Genomic DNA, 16,540 nt, shown 5'->3' with positions numbered 1-16,540 from the left:
ATAAACGATGAAAAAGGACAGACGATCATCGCCTATCCTTATTTCAACGTCTTATTCGTGATCTTTTGTGTTTAGTTCAGCAATCAGGCTTTCAATTCGGTTACCGTAATCAACGGATTCATCAAATTCAAAGTGTAGTTCTGGTGTTTTGCGAAGTCTAATTCGATTGCCAATTTCAGAGCGGATATACCCTTTCGCCTTTGCTAGGCCTTTTAAGGTTTCTTCTCTTTTCTTCTCGTCGCCAAGAACAGAAATGTAGACTTTGGCAATTTGCAAATCACCGGACACTTCGACATCGGTTACAGTCAAAAAGCCGATTCTTGGATCTTTCAGCTTTCTGCCAAGGATGTCGCCCAATTCTTTTTTCATTTGCTCACCCACACGGGTTGCTCTCATGCTCATGATCTTATCACCTCTAATTTAAAACCACTCAGTTTTCGTGATCGTCCGTTCAATTTCAGGAAAAGAATCAATAAAGCTTAATACACGCTGAAGTTCTTTTTCCACTTGAACCCGAGAGGAGGAAATCACGGCGATTCCAATTGATGTACGCTGCCATGTATCCTGATAATCCATTTCAGCAATGGACACATTGAATTTATGGCGCGTTCTTGTCAATATACGCTGAAGAACCGCACGTTTTTCCTTCAGTGAGGATGCATCATAGATGATGCACTCACATTCGGTATAACCGATCATTTTCTTTCGATTTCTTGCATAACGAATGATTCCATGACATCACCTTCACGGATATCATTGTATTTCTTAATGGTAATACCACATTCATAGCCTTGTGAAACTTCTTTCACGTCATCTTTGAATCGTTTTAATACGTCGACTTCGCCTTCAAAAATGACGACGCCATCACGGATTAATCGGATACCACTATCTCTTGTAATCGTTCCTTCAGTGACATAGCCGCCAGCAATTGTACCGATTTTAGATACTTTGAACGTTTGACGAACTTCAACTTGACCAATGACTTTTTCTTCATATTCAGGGTCAAGCATCCCCTTCATCGCAGCTTCAATTTCATCGATGACTTTATAGATAATGCGGTGCAAGCGGATATCTACGTTTTCTGTTTCAGCTGTGCTCTTCGCATTTCCATCAGGACGTACGTTAAATCCGATCACGATCGCATTAGAAGCACTTGCTAAAATGATATCAGATTCTGTAATCGCTCCAACACCCGTATGGATGATTTTCACTTTTACGCCTTCTACTTCAATTTTTTGAAGAGCTGCCGTCAGTGCTTCAGCAGAACCTTGTACGTCTGCTTTCACGATCAGGTTGATATCTTTCACTTCGCCTTGTTTAATTTGCTCAAATAGGTCATCTAGAGATAATTTTGCTTTGTCTGAACGCTGTTCATCAAGCTGTTTTGAAGCACGCGCCTCACCCACTTGACGAGCTGTTTTTTCGTCTTTGAATACGAGGAACTGATCGCCCGCATTTGGTACATCATTTAAACCAGTGATTTCAACAGGTGTAGATGGTCCTGCTGTTTTCACGCGGCGTCCGATGTCATTGACCATTGCACGTACACGGCCAAATGTATTTCCAACAACGATTGGGTCACCTACTTGAAGTGTACCAGTTTGAACTAGAAGGGTTGCAACAGACCCTCTTCCTTTATCAAGCTCAGCCTCAATGACAGTTCCTTTGGCCGCACGATGTGGGTTGGCTTTCAGTTCTCCTACTTCGCTGACAAGAAGGATCATTTCGATTAATTCATCGATGCCTTCACCTGTTTTCGCAGATAGAGGAACGAAAATCGTTTCGCCGCCCCAAGCTTCTGGTACAAGACCATGTTCAGTTAATTCTTGCATCACACGGTCCGGGTTAGCTGTTGGTTTGTCAATTTTATTGACAGCAACAATGATTGGCACCTCTGCCGCTTTCGCATGGTTAATGGCTTCAATCGTTTGCGGCATCACGCCATCATCTGCTGCAACGACTAGGATTGTTGTATCAGTTACCTCGGCACCACGTGCACGCATCGTTGTGAATGCTGCGTGTCCAGGTGTATCAAGGAACGTGATTTTCTTGCCGTTTTCTTCAATTTGGTATGCGCCAATATGCTGCGTGATTCCACCAGCTTCGCCTTCAACGACTTTCGTTTTACGAATGCTGTCAAGAAGGGTTGTTTTCCCGTGGTCAACGTGTCCCATGATTGTCACAACTGGAGGGCGTACTTGCATATCTTCTTCTTTATCTTCAACTTCATACTTTTCAAGTTCAGTTTCTTCTAAAATGATAACTTCCTCTACTGGAACACCATATTCAGAAGCGATTAATTCAACTGTATCTTTATCAAGCTCTTGGTTAATGGTTGCCATCACACCAAGCATCATCAGCTTCTTGATGATTTCAGCTGATTCTTTTCCAAGCTCTTCGGCAAGCTGGCCAACTGTCATTGAATTTGTAAATTCAATTTTTTCAGGAAGCTCTTTTTTAGGCTTCACAGGTCTAGCTTGCTGATGCTGTGACTTGTTGCCACCGCGTTTGTTTTTGTTTTGGTTGTTGTTTTTTTTGTTTTTATTAAATTGATTATTCTGCACGTCATTCTTCTTTCTATCATTGATTTTGTTAGATGATTGTTTTTTTTGTTCTGCGGGTTTCTCGTTAGTTGTCTCTTTTGCTTTGGCTTTTTTATATATAGCGTCTAGCTTTTTCACAGTGTCGTCTTCAAGCGTCGCCATGTGGTTGTTCACTTCCACGTTCATATCCTTAAGCGCTGCTATAATATCTTTACTTGAAACATCTATGGCTTTTGCATATTCATATACTCTCACTTTAGCCATTCGTTCACCCCCAAATAAATTAATCGAGCAAGCTTATGAGCTTCTTAGCGAAGCCTTGGTCAGTGACAGCGACAACTACGCGAGCTTCTTTCCCAATAGAACGTCCGAGAACGGAACGGTCTTCAATTTTTCTAACCGGAACATTATAAAATTTGCATTTGTCAGATACCTTTTTCTCTGTGTTCGGTGAGGCATCTGCTGCAAGAAGAACCAGCTTAGCACGCGCATGTCTAACTTCTTTGATCACCAGATCTTCTCCTGACACGACTTTACGAGCTCGATTTGCTAGACCAAGCAAAGGATACCACTTAGATTCAGTCATTTGGTTTTTTCACCTTTTCAGCTAGTTCTAGTAATTCTTCAAATATGTGTTCGTCAATCTGTGTCTGAAATTGCTGCTGTAAACTGCGTTTGTTCTTTGCCGCAAGAATGGTTTCTTTATCGAGAGAAAGGTAAGCTCCGCGCCCGTTCATTTTTCCGGTTGCGTCAACAGACACTTCACCTTCTTTAGAACGAACCACACGGATTAGCTCTTTCTTTGGTTTCATTTCTCCCGTCACGACGCATTTTCTAAGCGGGATTTTCTTTCGGCTTTTCACCTTTTATATCACCTCTTATTCGTCAGATTCCTCAGCTACTGGTTCAGCCTCTAAGAAAAGAGATTCAGAGTCTTCAGTTCTTGGGAAAATACCGAGTTCCCTTGCATCTGTTTCGCTTTTAATGTCAATTTTCCAGCTAGTCAGCTTCGCTGCAAGGCGCGCATTTTGACCTCTTTTACCAATCGCTAATGACAGCTGATAATCAGGGACAATCACTGTTGTCGCCTTATCTTCTTCATTAACAATGACATCAAGCACTTTTGATGGGCTCAACGCATTGGCAACAAATTCAACCGGATCATTAGACCAATGGACAATGTCAATTTTTTCGCCTTTTAGCTCGTTGACAATTGCTTGTACACGCTGACCTTTTGGCCCAACACAAGAACCAACTGGATCAACATCAGGGTCATCTGTACGAACAGATATTTTAGAACGGTCCCCAGCTTCTCTAGCAACCGATTTAAGCTCTACAGTACCATCATAAATTTCTGGGACTTCAATTTCAAATAAACGCTTTAAAAGACCTGGATGTGTTCTAGAGACATAAATTTGTGGTCCTTTTGTTGTTTTTTCTACCTTTGTAATGAACACTTTAATGCGGTCATGTGGTTTGTATTCCTCATTTGGCATTTGTTCGTTGACGGGAAGAAGAGCTTCGATTTTGCCAAGTGACACGTAAATGAATTTACTGTCAATTCGCTGAACGATTCCCGTCATAATGTCTTCCTCGCGATCGATGAACTCAGTGTAGATCACACCTCGCTCTGCTTCTCTCACTCGCTGCGTGACAACTTGTTTCGCTGTCTGAGCTGCAATGCGTCCGAAATCTTTTGGAGTGACTTCAATCTCAACCACGTCACCTACCACGTAATTCGGGTTGATGCTGACTGCATCATCTACAGAGATTTCAAGGCGAGAATCATACACTTCATCTACAACATCTTTTCTTGCAAATACGCGAATTGTTCCCGTTTCGCGGTTTAAATCAACACGAACATTTTGCGCTTGATTAAAATTACGCTTATATGCAGAAATGAGTGCAGCTTCTATCGCTTCAATAATAATTTCTTTACTAATACCCTTCTCTTTCTCAAGAACAGTCAGGGCATCTAACAACTCACTACTCATTTTTATGGTTCCCCCTTATATCAATGGAAAGGTTAATTGAACGAAACTGCTAATCTTGCGTTCGCTATTTTTTCATATGGGATATTGATCTCTTTCTTTCTTGTCTTGATCTTCACTGTCACTGTTGCAATCTCACCATCAAAGCTTGTAAGCTCACCTTCAAACGCTTTTTCACCATCAATTGGTTCATATGTTTTCATGAAAACATTTTTTCCAAGTGCTTTTTCAAAATCAGCTTTTTTCTTTAATGGGCGCTCCGCTCCAGGAGAGGACACTTCAAGAAAGTAGTTTTGGCTAATCGGATCTGCCTCATCAAGCTTTTCGCTCAAGGCTTCGCTCACTTTGGCACACTCTTCGATATCGACGCCTTTATCAGAGTCAATAAACACGCGAAGGAACCAGTTTTGACCCTCTTTGACAAATTCAACATCAACGAGTTCAAGCTGTAAGCCATCTAAAATTGGCTGCACCATTTCGCTTACGACATCCACTACTTTTTTGCTCATTCTCTTCCTCCTTGTGCTTTCGATAAACGCTCTTATCAATCATTCTGCATAAAAACCCTGCTTTATGTGAGCAGGGGGAGCAGAAAACGGATGAATAATGTCGAGACAAAAATTGCCTGTTCAATACAAAAGAGCGGGTTTCCCCACTCTTGTCTCGGTAATCGTTAGCATTTCCATAAAAACTATACCATATCCAATTTTTTTATGCAAATGAAGTTCCTTATAAACGGGCATTCGTCATCAGTTCTTTTCGTTCATTCTTTTTGCATGTTCACTGATGAGTGATGCTTCCCTGCTCTCCTTTATGATTCGGAAACCGTCATAATCAGGATAGAGCGAATCATCGTCTTGAATGCTTGTTAAAATCCAAAATTGACTGCCTGCCCCTCCGAGCCGCTCAATCGCTAACAGCCAGCTTCGGTAGACCTCTGGACGCACTGATTGATTTTGATAACCAAACTCTTCTAGCACAACAGGTTTTCCTATCGCCTCCCCGCGGGTGATGTGGTCTTCAATCCATTTCACTCCCCAAGCGGCTGACTTGTTCCAGTGATCTGGATATAAATGATAGGTTCCATAATCGATATTGGACAGAGCGGTCAAACGGTCCCAATCCACGCCTTCTCCGCCTCCATACAACCAATCGTCATGTCCTGTTATGCGAAAGAATCCTTCATCTCCTACTGCAACAAGATGATGCTGATCTATCGATTTGATCCATGTACTCATTTCATTTGCCCAATTCACTAATATATTCCCTGTAGGATCAGACTGCACACGTGGCTCATTGGCAAGCTCCCATGTCATAATAGCAGGATCGTCTTTATATTGAACACCGGTATACGTATTGGTTCTCTCTAATACATAGCGCACATAATTTTTGTAAGCATTTTTGATATGAGAATCAGTATAAAAGGCATCGTGTGAGCCTGCCTGAAACCACTTAACGTATTGATTCATTCCGCCAAAATCATCCCAATTGTTGACTAGCGGGATGACTAGCTTTATGCCTTCTTGCCCTGCTTTATGAATCGCATAATCTAATTTTCGAAAACCCGATTCTTCATAAACCCCTGGACTAGATTGCAAAACTGAGTTCTCTTGAGGAGCTCCATCGTGAAATCCCCAAATACGAATGACCTTTAGATTCATTGCTTTCATATCGTCAAAAACAGCATCTACCATCTTTTTTGATTTGTAATGAAAATAATAGTTGTTTGTGCCAGCAAAGTAAAATGGTTGATTGTTCAACAAAAATTGTGTACCAGACGTTTGCACAAAAGAAGCGGCCTTTACGGTAAGAGAGAACCAGCCAGCCCATAAAGCTATCACGAGTATAAAACAAGGCACCAGTTGAGCCCATTTTTTCATTTAAATTCTCCTCACAATCTATCATTCTGCAGGAACGATAACATCTAGTTGAAGCGGTGTTTGTTCATTTGAATCAAGTTCAATCGTCTGCTGCTTTAACATCCTACTTTCTTGGCCAATTCGAACCTCATATGTTCCGTGAAACGCTGGACATGCCACTTTCCCGCTAGCATCTGTTTTTTCAACTCTTTGTGTTGTCCACTCCTTTAGAAGCTTTTCATAACGTTTTCCTGCTTCATTTAAAGACCAATCATAATTAACGATGGCTGCGTGCTCACCTCGCCAGTGGGCACCTGCCCAAAATCCCCACATCAGCACACCTTTTACCGCCGGATGACTGAAAGCAACGCGATATAAAGCCTCTAGGTTATCCGCTCTTCTATTAGCATCTGGATGAACAGAGTCGTACTCTGTGACCCAAATGGGGAGACCAAGCTCAGCTAGTACATCGAGTCTTTCTTTTACAATGACTGGATCCACCCGATCTTCAAAGTGTCCCTGTACACCAATTGCCTCAACTGGCGCCCCTAACTGACGAAGTTCATTGATATGCGCTTTATAAGCATGATGCTCGCCATATGAGATCACATTATAATCATTCACAAACAGCAGCGCTTGAGGGTCAATTTTTTTCGTTTCTTCATACATCCACTTCCAAATATTTTTCCCGAAGCGATCTTTAAAAAATGAACCATGCATCATTTCATTGTTTACATCCCAATGACGGAATCTTCCCTTAAAATGATTGCCCGCATGCTCAAGCCGCCTTTTCATGGCATCATACACCTCATGATTCGGCAGTGACCTCAGCCAGCTTGGATTCGCATCCTCTACTTCCCAAAACAAAGCATGCCCTCTCACTGGAAGTTGATGTCTATCTGCAAAGTTCAGCATGGCATCTGCTTTTTCGTAGGTGATTTTCCCTCTTTCTGGCTCATTCGCATACCACTTTGCCTCATTTTCAAAAACAGCCCAATTAAAATGCTTCACGAAAAAATCAGCATATTGTTGATTAAATAACACTTGGTCATTCATTGCTGAACCAAATGCGAATTCATGCCTAATTTGTTTCACTTCAACCTCTATACCTGCTACTGGCTTTTTTTCACCATTTATGACGTTTATAACAAGCTCTCTTTGTCTATGCTCTGAGATTCGATCATTCGCCTCTTTTTTCCACATTTGATTTTTTTGCCCATTTTCATCCCTGTTTAATGAATGATGAATAAAGCTTCTTTCTTTGACCATGTTGTAATCACCCTTACTTTCAGTGGATTTATTATTTCCTATTAGACTGCCGGCCAATAGAAGCCGGCAGCTTGATTTTGACCTACTAGTTGATGAGACGATGATATTCAGCATAGGCAGTAGCCATATCAACTTGCGACCAGAAGCGGTGATAAGTGAAAACAGGCGCTCCATCTTCCCATTTGCCTGTTGCTTCATTAAACGATGCTTGATACTTACTCTCAAGTGCAGACCATGCTGGATCTTGTTTAATTTTTGGACGAAGATCTGCAAAACTCGTATAGACTCCATTACCTCCCCGCTGTGGATCAGACGGGGTGGTGTTGGCACCAGGGATTGGATTCCCTTGACCAAATGTTCCGTTCCACCCATTTGGGAAATATACTTCTTTTTTAAAGAAGCGATAGTAGTCTTCTCTTTCTTCCTCTGTGACAATTCCAATGCCATCATTGTAATTCCATGCAACATCAAGGAGCTGTGCAGCTATATCTTTTGCTCTTATGCCAAGGGCTGTATAGTTTCCTGTCTCTTTCTTTGTGGCAGCCGCAAAGAATGTTAAGGCTTTGACCAGACTCCCTAGGACGCCAGTATCTTGAGTTGGATCTTTTGTTACAGCTGTTAAGTTTGGATTTCCTGTCGCAGACTGGAACCCATTCCAAGTATCAGGCTGTCCGCTCCAAGCTATATTTCCAGGAAGCCAAAACTCTCCAGGTGCACTCGTTGTCGCAACAGCAACATCCGTCCCCCCTAGAATTCTTTGTCCTTGACCATCTAAAAAATACCCTTCTTGGTCCGTCACAGGACGTGTGCCAATAAAAATATAATCTAATGAATAGTTGATCCATTTTGTCATGACAGATTTGGCCATTTGAAAATTTTCAGATGTTTTGTCTCCATCTTTCGCAAAAATGTAATAAAGCTCTGCTACGCGCTCGATCGGCCATGCCTGCATCCCAAACCAGTTATTAGACGGAGGATCATGGTAAACAGGCGCATCTTCATATGCCATATCGTAAAATGTGCTTCTTCCTGCAGGATAAGCACTATAGTCTCCATTCCAACTGTTTGTTGCGCCTCCTGCAATCGCTCCTTCTTTTGATTGAAGCCATACGTAAAATTCAAGCTGTCTCTTTAACGTTTTCTCCCAATCGCTTGCACCCGTAGCTGACGATGGCTTTAAGCCTCCTTTATCTGAGGATAAAGCATAAGCAGCGACGGGGTTTTGATACCCTTGGTGACAATGGCTCGCACCAATACGCCATGACCAATTTGCATAATCTCCAAGTCCCCCGCCCCAAGAGGTATACCATGCCATTAAGTGATGACAGGCACTCTTTCCATTCCCAGGAGACGGATTGCCCTGCTTTCCACTTCCAATTGTTTGAAAATATTTATCGTACATACCGTAACGGAGAAAATCACCCATTTTTTTTGCTTTATCAAGGTAGGTTGGCTGATTATAGCCAAGTTCCTTTGCCCAATACATCGCCTGTACAGCACGCGCATCAGCGTCCGTCGCATTTGTATAGCGCCACTGGGCAGCTGGCGCTTGATTTTCTTTTGTGAACAAGCTCATGAAACCTTCATTCGGCTTTCCCAATGTTTTATCATCTTGTGATGGATGAGGGATGGCCTCCCATACTGATTCCTGCGGACCACGCTGAAATGTGTTTACATATGCGGCTGTATGTGATGGATTGAGTAAATTTCCATAGCTATACCAATTGTCTACATCAAGGAGCCAGTGCATTAAATACGTTTCATTTGTCCCATACGTTGATTTCAGTTCGCTATCAAGCGGATCTTGACCAGCAGGACGAGCGCCGCTCAGATGGCTTGGATATTGATCTGGATATGGCTTTTCTGAAGCATATGTCGCTGGACTTGACGGATTGTAAGAGCTCATATGTGGCTGTTCGTCATTTCCGTCTTCATTTACTGGGATGATGAATTTCTCCATATTGTCCCAAGCAGCTTCTAGCTTGCTCCAATCTCCTGTGTAATGTCCATATAAAACTTCAAGCCATAGCCAGTAGCTATATGCCTCTGAAGTTGTCATATGCCCATAATCAGGAGCCTCACAAATGAGCGTCTCGATTGAGTGATACGGAATACCTTCTGGTGAAAAATATCCATTCGCATCATTTTTCAATTGATGATAAAGCGTTAAAAACCGTTCTTTGTTTGTCATGTCCTCACCCTTTAAATTGATATAGTTGATTTTTATTTGTCTGGAAGCGTGCCAAATACTAAAGCACCATTGTCAAAGACGGGAATCCTCGCTGTTTTTTGCATACTGGATGTTAACCCTTGAAAGGAATAATCATTTGAGGCATCCCATATATTCGCACCATTTGGCGCAGATAATCGAAATTGTATTTCCTTCTTATGCAGTGATTCTCCTCCAGGAAAAATAGCTACGCCAGTAAAATCGATTTCTGTAAAATATACATGGGATGATGTGTCATATACCGTTAACGGAGATAGGGAAGCGCCTTCATTGTAGGCTGACGTCACTTGAATATCTCTTTCAGTGAATCCCTTTGTAAAAACCTCGCTAAGATTGACGTAATATCTAAAAGAAAGTGTTTGACTGCTTCTTGCAGGCCAGCCTGATCGATTGTATAAAATCGCTTTTATCTGAGTAGATGTTGTATCGTTATTCATCACAGCTGCCTCCACAAAAAACTCATCCTCCACCTTTTCTTTAGGCGGAAAATTTGGTAGCTTGGATTGTCCCTTACCAAACAGCTGCACCAGTTTGGCTATATTTCCAGTAAAGGCGGCATTATAGTCAGTCGCTACCTCGTTTGATACATAATCAGAGATGTCATCGACATATTGATCTTGTGCATTAGGGCCCCCAACAAGCGCTCCATAAAGAGTGTGCCGATGATATGGAGGATTTGTCAGCTGGTTAGACCATGAGCCATGTGCAGTTCGGTGATGTGGATGCATCGGCGGGTTTTGACCAAACCCAACGACATAGCTTCTATTTAGCGGATTATCACCTAGCATATAGTGTGTTTGCTTGATAGCAAACGTTTCGTATCGATTCTTTTTTTCTTGATCAGAAACCCAATCAGCGTATACAAAGGCTAAAAATGCTGCATTTGCTGTATAACGAAGTGACCCCCATTGATCCAGCCACGCCAAACCGCCAGGCGTATAAGTGATTCTTTCTACTTTTCCATTTTGAACAAGACCTGTGGTCCAGTAATCGAGATTACGCTCTGTCGATTCTATAAATCTTTTCTCCTTCGTGATTCTTGCGAGTAAGATTTGTGAAGCAAAAAAAGTATTGTCCCACGACATGGTAAACGTATAATCCCAATCTTTCGGCCATTCTTCTACCGCCTTTAACGCTTGATCTAAATATGACTGTTCATTTGTCGCCAAGTACAGCCATATTCCTCCCCAAATGAGCTCGTCAATATAGCCGCTCCATGAGTTGTAAAACGGCTGAGCATTGGTGACACAATCTGTATACTCGCCGCGATATTGATCAGCAAATGCATAAAGCTGTTTTGCATGTGTGAGAAGCTTTGCTGCATATGACGCATCAGTCTCTTTAAAAATGATAGAACCTGCTGCTAAAGCTGCCGCAGTTTGTGCAGCTACTTCTGTCCCTGGACAGTGTTCATCAATTTTAAAAGCTGGCCGGCTCATTGGCATCACTTCTGCTGGTCCCCACCAGCCATGATCAGCGTTCCCATCACCTACTTGCGCCCAAAATTCGTTCGGACCTGTATGTGCTTTCAAAAAATAATCGGTTGCCCACTTGATTTGATCTAACATATCATCCAGCAAGTCTGCCTCTTCATAAGCTTCTCGGTATTCATATACTGTCCATGCAAGCACGGCTGCAGAGTAAGCCATCGGAAGTCCAAATTTCACATGGTCACCTGCGTCATACCAGCCGCCTGTTAAGTCATGGCCCACATCCTTCCCATCCTCTAGTCCAGAATCACCCCGCCAGTTGAGACGGTTGTTATTAGGGAGCCTTCCAGACCTCTGCGCCTCGTAGAACAAAATTGATTTTTGAAGAACCTCTACATAGTTATAAGATGACATTTCCCTACTGTTCACCCCTTCTTTTTCGTGCAACGTGAAACATTGATCAATAGACGAACCACCTCCTTTTTATTTGGTGCGTGATCTGTACAGTTTTGAAAAGAATCAAACATGTTTCAAAAATAAGCATAGTAAACAGCAATCAGCTTTACGCTCATCGAAGGTTTTCTTGATTCTCCTTGTGACTGTACCCAGAATGATCATATGTCGGATGAGAACATTTCAGACGGCGAAATTCTCTTTTTTGCTCTATTTGGGTAGAAAGAATGACACACAACCGCTTCTCTTAAAACATCACGTTAAATCAAGATATATGAACGATTAAGAAAATAATTCCAATTGGTGAAAAATGTTTGTTAGTTAACATAATAAAATTATCGTCTACAATAAAAAGAACGCCCCTTTTAGGGCGCTCTTCATTTATCACATTAAAACAAAGAAAGCTGGTTTTGATCAGGCAGTGATTCTAAGCAGCCTTGACGATCCAAATATTCAAGAATGGTCTTAGAGACTTTCCCTCGTTTTTGTAGATCTTCTTTTGAAAGGAATTCACCATCTTGACGTGCGCGTACAATATTTAGCGCAACGTTCGTTCCGAGCCCAGGGATCGAGTTGAATGGCGGAATTAACCCATCTCCATCTATGATAAATTCTGTTGCACTTGAGCGGTATAGGTCGACTTTTTTAAAATGGTAGCCTCTTTCGCACATTTCAAGTGCAAGCTCTAGTACAGTTAATAGGTTTTTCTCTTTCGGTGATGCATCTAGACCTTTTGAGTTAATATCGTCCATGACAGCTCGAATCGCATTCGATCCTTTTGTCATGGTTTCGATATCAAAGTCATCCGCACGAACGGTAAAGTATGCCGCGTAGTACAGAAGCGCATGATGCACCTTGAAGTAAGCTATCCGAACAGCCATTAATACATAAGCAGCCGCGTGGGCTTTAGGGAACATGTATTTGATCTTTTTACAAGAATCAATATACCAGTTTGGTACGTTATTATTCTTCATTTCTTCTTCCCATTCAGGAGGAAGTCCCTTTCCTTTACGAACTGATTCCATGATTTTAAAGGCAAGTGACGGTTCTAGTCCTTGATAGATGAGATAGACCATAATATCGTCACGACAGCCAATCACTTCGCTTAGTTCACACGTTTTATTGTGTATAAGCTCTTGCGCATTCCCGAGCCATACATCTGTACCGTGTGATAAACCCGAGATCTGAACGAGCTCTGAGAAGGTAGTTGGCTTTGTATCCTCAAGCATTTGCCGAACAAATCTTGTCCCAAACTCTGGGATGCCAAGTGTTCCTGTTTTACAGCCAATTTGCTCTTCTGTGACACCAAGAGGCTCTGTCCCTTGGAAGATTTTCATGACTTCAGGGTCATCTGTTGGAATGGTTTTTGGATCGATTCCGCTTAAGTCCTGAAGCATACGAATGACAGTTGGATCATCGTGTCCAAGTATATCTAGCTTCAGCAAGTTATCATGGATCGAATGGAAATCAAAATGCGTCGTTTTCCAATCGGCTCCTGTCGCATCCGCTGGATATTGAATTGGGGAGAAATCGTAAATGTCCATATAATCCGGCACAACGATAATACCACCTGGATGCTGGCCCGTTGTCCGTTTTACCCCTGTACATCCTTGCACGAGCCGGTCGATTTCTGCGCCTCTCATATGAAGATTATGATCACCTGCATAGCCTTTCACGTATCCATATGCCGTTTTTTCTGCAACGGTACCGATTGTGCCTGCGCGGTATACATATTCTTCACCGAACAGCTCTTTTGTATAGTTATGTGCGAGCGGCTGATATTCTCCTGAGAAGTTCAAGTCGATATCAGGCACTTTATCTCCTTTAAAACCTAAGAACGTTTCAAACGGAATATCATGTCCGTCTTTTTTATACGGCGCACCACATTCTGGACAGTCTTTATCAGGAAGGTCAAAGCCTGAACCAACAGATCCGTCATTAAAGAACTCAGAGTGCTTACAGCTTGGGCATACATAATGCGGTGCAAGTGGGTTCACTTCTGTAATCTCTGTTAATGTCGCCACAAGGGATGATCCGACAGATCCCCTTGAACCAACAAGATATCCATCATCTAGTGATTTCTTAACGAGCTTATGAGAGATTAAATAAATGACGGCGAAGCCATGACCAATAATACTTTTTAATTCCTTCTCAATACGGTCTTCTACGATTTTCGGTAATTCATCTCCGTAGATGCTGCGTGCCATTTGATAGCTCATTTCCCGTATTTCTTCATCTGCACCTTCAATTTTTGGTGTATAAAGATCATCTTTGATTGGTTTAATGCTTTCGACCATCTCAGATACCTTTTTCGTATTCGTCACGACGATCTCCTTTGCTTTCTCGTCTCCTAAGAAGGAGAACGCTTCAAGCATTTCATCTGTCGTTCTAAAATGCACTTTTGGCAGTTCATGACGGTTAAGTGGATTGGCACCACCCTGTGATGAAATTAAGATTTTACGATAAATTTTGTCCTCTGGATGCAGGTAGTGCACGTTCCCAGTCGCCACGACCGGTTTATTCAGCTTTTCACCAAGCTTCACAATATTTGTGATAATTTCTTTTAATGCACGTTCATCTCGAACAAGCTCTAGCTGTAGCAGGTGCTGATACACTTCTGGCGGATGAACCTCTAAATAGTCATAAAATGCTGCAATGTCTTCCACCTCATCAGGCGACTTTTGCATCATTCCTTCAAAAACCTCACCCTTATCACAAGCCGACCCAACAATCAAACCTTCTCGATATTTCTCAAGCTGTGAGCGCGGAATGCGAGGCACCCGGTAGAAATAATGAATATGAGAAAGTGAAACAAGCTTGAATAAATTCTTGAGTCCCGTTTCATTTTTCGCAATCACTGTCGCATGGTAAGGACGTGAGCGCTGGTAAGCATTGGACTGACCCATGTTTTCATTCAGTTGATCATGGTAGGCAATCTCTTTTTCAGCCGCATCTTTTAGCATCTTCAGCATCAGGTAGCCTGTCGCTTCTGCGTCATAAATGGCGCGGTGATGCTGCGTGAGTTCAATATCAAACTTTTTACAAAGTGTGTTCAGCCGGTGATTTTTAAATTCCGGGTAAAGGAATCGGCCAAGTTCAAGTGTATCAATGACAGGATTTGATGCTTTATCTGTTTTTAACAGACGTTTATACGCTGCATTTAAAAAGCCCATATCAAAGCTCGCATTGTGCGCAACAAGGATGTCTTGTCCAATCCACTCTTTGAAATCCCGAACAACATCAACGACATCTGGTGCATCTCTGACCATATCATCGGTAATACCAGTTAACTCAATGGTCGTTGCTGATAACGGGTGATGAGGATTTGCAAATGCCTCAAAGCGGTCAATGATTTCCCCGCCTTTTATTTTCACTGCTGCAAGCTCAATGATCGTATCATAAACAGCAGAAAGCCCGGTTGTCTCTACGTCAAATACGACAAACGTCGCATCCTCTAACAAGCGGTGCTCTGGATTATATGCAATCGGCACCCCATCATCGACTAAGTTGATTTCCACACCGTACATCATTTTGATGCCATGCTTTTTACTTGCTGCATACGCATCTGGAAAGGATTGCACAACGGCATGATCTGTAAGAGCAATCGCTTCATGCCCCCATTTTTTTGCTTGTTCAACAAGCTTGCCGATGCCGGTGACAGCATCCATTTGACTCATTGGGGAATGCAAATGAAGCTCAACACGCTTTTCACCCTCAGGTGCTGTATCTTCTTTGAGCTGAGGTTTCATTTCATTGACATCATTGGCGATCATGACAAGATCTCTGACAAACGTATCGTTTTGAATGCTTCCTCTTGCTTTCACCCACATCCCTTTTTTCAAGGATTTCATGAGCTGGGCATCTTCTTTTTCTCTCGCAAACATTTTGATCAAAATACTGTTTGTATAATCCGTGATCTTAAAGATACAAAGCGTTCTGCCGCTTTTCAGCTCGCGCGTTTCTGCATCAAACACGTAGCCTTGGACGGTGATTCTTCTTTCCTCGTCCATAATACTATCTAGCGTACGAATTTCTTCATTGTCTTTGATTTGATATCCAATCATCAGAGGGCCTGATGGCGCTTCCTCCTGATCCTCACTTTCTTTCTTCTCCATCTCAGTGAGGGCTTGCATCGCTCTTTCTTGGTCTTCAGCAAGCTTTTGTTCTCTGAACTTCTGAATCTCTTGATCTGATACAAAAATTTCTGTATCAAATTGCAGCTCTGGAAAACCAACTTGTTTCAATGCAGCCTGGAGCATTGGGCTGTACTTCTTTTTGATGGCCAAAGCCTCTGTTTCGCTTTTCGTTTTGATGATGATTTTATGCCCAGACAGCGCCGGTTTTTGCTGCTGAAGCAAGCTGATGATTGGGGGAGAAATTCCTTGAAGCTCTTCCACACAATGTGACCAATACGATTGCACAAGCTCCTCAGATATGTGCGGATCATTGACTTCAATCGTACAAGTGACTTGTGCAATATGAGAAAATGCATTTGTCAGCCTGCTCAGAAACATTGCATATACCTTGTAAGGCAGAAGTGCCTTAAATTTAAAAAGGAAATGCCACGTTTTCGTCGCCTTATGCACCGTCAATTTGACGATTTCACCTTCTTCAAAGTAACGACTGAGGTCATCATCTGTCATTTGAATCTGATTGAGTAATATATGAAATTGCCGCCGGGTGATCGGTAATTGTTCATCCAAGACAGGACCCTCCTTTTGTAAATCAGAAAGGTACCTCTTTTCTACAGGAGGTACCTTCATTT

The 16,540-nt window shown here is 42.2% G+C and carries 12 protein-coding genes; all 12 read right to left on the bottom strand.

The genetic code is table 11. The features are described 5' to 3' along the window. Nucleotides 1–51 precede the first annotated feature (51 nt). Nucleotides 52–402: a 30S ribosome-binding factor RbfA gene (rbfA, locus tag NPA43_RS07965; protein WP_007499525.1), complete on the bottom strand. Its 351-nt coding sequence runs from the start codon at nt 400–402 to the stop codon at nt 52–54. 18 nt (nt 403–420) lie between these two features. Then, nucleotides 421–699 (bottom strand): DUF503 domain-containing protein, encoded by a 279-nt coding sequence (locus NPA43_RS07960; RefSeq protein WP_099725832.1) that lies wholly within the window; start codon nt 697–699, stop codon nt 421–423. Further along, a complete protein-coding gene (gene infB / locus NPA43_RS07955) occupies nt 696–2,807 on the bottom strand; it encodes a translation initiation factor IF-2 (protein WP_099725833.1) in 2,112 nt (703 codons plus the stop codon). The genes NPA43_RS07960 and infB overlap by 4 nt, the downstream gene beginning before the upstream one ends. Before the next feature lie 19 nt (nt 2,808–2,826). Further along, nucleotides 2,827–3,129: a YlxQ family RNA-binding protein gene (locus NPA43_RS07950; RefSeq protein WP_034317646.1), complete on the bottom strand. Its 303-nt coding sequence runs from the start codon at nt 3,127–3,129 to the stop codon at nt 2,827–2,829. Next, nucleotides 3,122–3,406 carry an RNase P modulator RnpM gene (gene rnpM / locus NPA43_RS07945; protein WP_008344742.1) on the bottom strand — a complete coding sequence of 95 codons (285 nt, stop codon included), beginning with the start codon at nt 3,404–3,406 and terminating at the stop codon, nt 3,122–3,124. Before rnpM ends, NPA43_RS07950 begins: the two co-directional genes overlap by 8 nt. A gap of 15 nt (nt 3,407–3,421) precedes the next feature. Beyond that, the gene (gene nusA, locus NPA43_RS07940) at nt 3,422–4,537 is read right to left on the bottom strand and encodes a transcription termination factor NusA (RefSeq protein WP_099725834.1); all 1,116 of its coding nucleotides are present in this window, start codon (nt 4,535–4,537) and stop codon (nt 3,422–3,424) included. 32 nt (nt 4,538–4,569) lie between these two features. Beyond that, entirely contained in the window at nt 4,570–5,043 is a 474-nt protein-coding gene (rimP, locus tag NPA43_RS07935; protein WP_003211398.1) for a ribosome maturation factor RimP, read from the bottom strand. 240 nt (nt 5,044–5,283) lie between these two features. Next, a complete protein-coding gene (locus tag NPA43_RS07930; RefSeq protein WP_230030158.1) occupies nt 5,284–6,414 on the bottom strand; it encodes a glycoside hydrolase 5 family protein in 1,131 nt (376 codons plus the stop codon). Nucleotides 6,415–6,435: 21 nt separating this feature from the next. Then, on the bottom strand, nt 6,436–7,662 hold the full coding sequence (locus tag NPA43_RS07925) for an endo-1,4-beta-xylanase (RefSeq protein WP_256499566.1): 1,227 nt from the start codon (nt 7,660–7,662) through the stop codon (nt 6,436–6,438). An 85-nt stretch (nt 7,663–7,747) separates the two neighbouring features. Continuing rightward, entirely contained in the window at nt 7,748–9,853 is a 2,106-nt protein-coding gene (locus NPA43_RS07920; protein ID WP_256499565.1) for a glycoside hydrolase family 48 protein, read from the bottom strand. A 32-nt stretch (nt 9,854–9,885) separates the two neighbouring features. Beyond that, entirely contained in the window at nt 9,886–11,736 is a 1,851-nt protein-coding gene (locus NPA43_RS07915) for a glycoside hydrolase family 9 protein (RefSeq protein ID WP_256499564.1), read from the bottom strand. A 428-nt stretch (nt 11,737–12,164) separates the two neighbouring features. Next, nucleotides 12,165–16,478: a PolC-type DNA polymerase III gene (locus NPA43_RS07910; protein ID WP_099725838.1), complete on the bottom strand. Its 4,314-nt coding sequence runs from the start codon at nt 16,476–16,478 to the stop codon at nt 12,165–12,167. Nucleotides 16,479–16,540 lie beyond the last annotated feature (62 nt).

The sequence above is a fragment of the Bacillus pumilus genome, from assembly GCF_024498355.1.
GTDB classification, from domain to species: domain Bacteria; phylum Bacillota; class Bacilli; order Bacillales; family Bacillaceae; genus Bacillus; species Bacillus pumilus_P.
The sequence above is the reverse complement of the archived record's forward strand: the minus strand, read 5'-3'. Positions and strand labels throughout refer to the sequence as shown.

Excerpts from the sequence above, each read along its gene's own strand:
- rbfA (WP_007499525.1), bottom strand. The coding sequence starts at position 402 with ATGAGCATGAGAGCAACCCGTGTGGGTGAGCAAATGAAAAAAGAATTG.
- NPA43_RS07915 (WP_256499564.1), bottom strand. The coding sequence starts at position 11,736 with ATGTCATCTTATAACTATGTAGAGGTTCTTCAAAAATCAATTTTGTTC.
- rimP (WP_003211398.1), bottom strand. The coding sequence starts at position 5,043 with ATGAGCAAAAAAGTAGTGGATGTCGTAAGCGAAATGGTGCAGCCAATT.
- infB (WP_099725833.1), bottom strand. The coding sequence starts at position 2,807 with ATGGCTAAAGTGAGAGTATATGAATATGCAAAAGCCATAGATGTTTCA.
- NPA43_RS07925 (WP_256499566.1), bottom strand. The coding sequence starts at position 7,662 with ATGGTCAAAGAAAGAAGCTTTATTCATCATTCATTAAACAGGGATGAA.
- NPA43_RS07920 (WP_256499565.1), bottom strand. The coding sequence starts at position 9,853 with ATGACAAACAAAGAACGGTTTTTAACGCTTTATCATCAATTGAAAAAT.
- NPA43_RS07930 (WP_230030158.1), bottom strand. The coding sequence starts at position 6,414 with ATGAAAAAATGGGCTCAACTGGTGCCTTGTTTTATACTCGTGATAGCT.
- nusA (WP_099725834.1), bottom strand. The coding sequence starts at position 4,537 with ATGAGTAGTGAGTTGTTAGATGCCCTGACTGTTCTTGAGAAAGAGAAG.
- NPA43_RS07950 (WP_034317646.1), bottom strand. The coding sequence starts at position 3,129 with ATGACTGAATCTAAGTGGTATCCTTTGCTTGGTCTAGCAAATCGAGCT.
- NPA43_RS07960 (WP_099725832.1), bottom strand. The coding sequence starts at position 699 with ATGATCGGTTATACCGAATGTGAGTGCATCATCTATGATGCATCCTCA.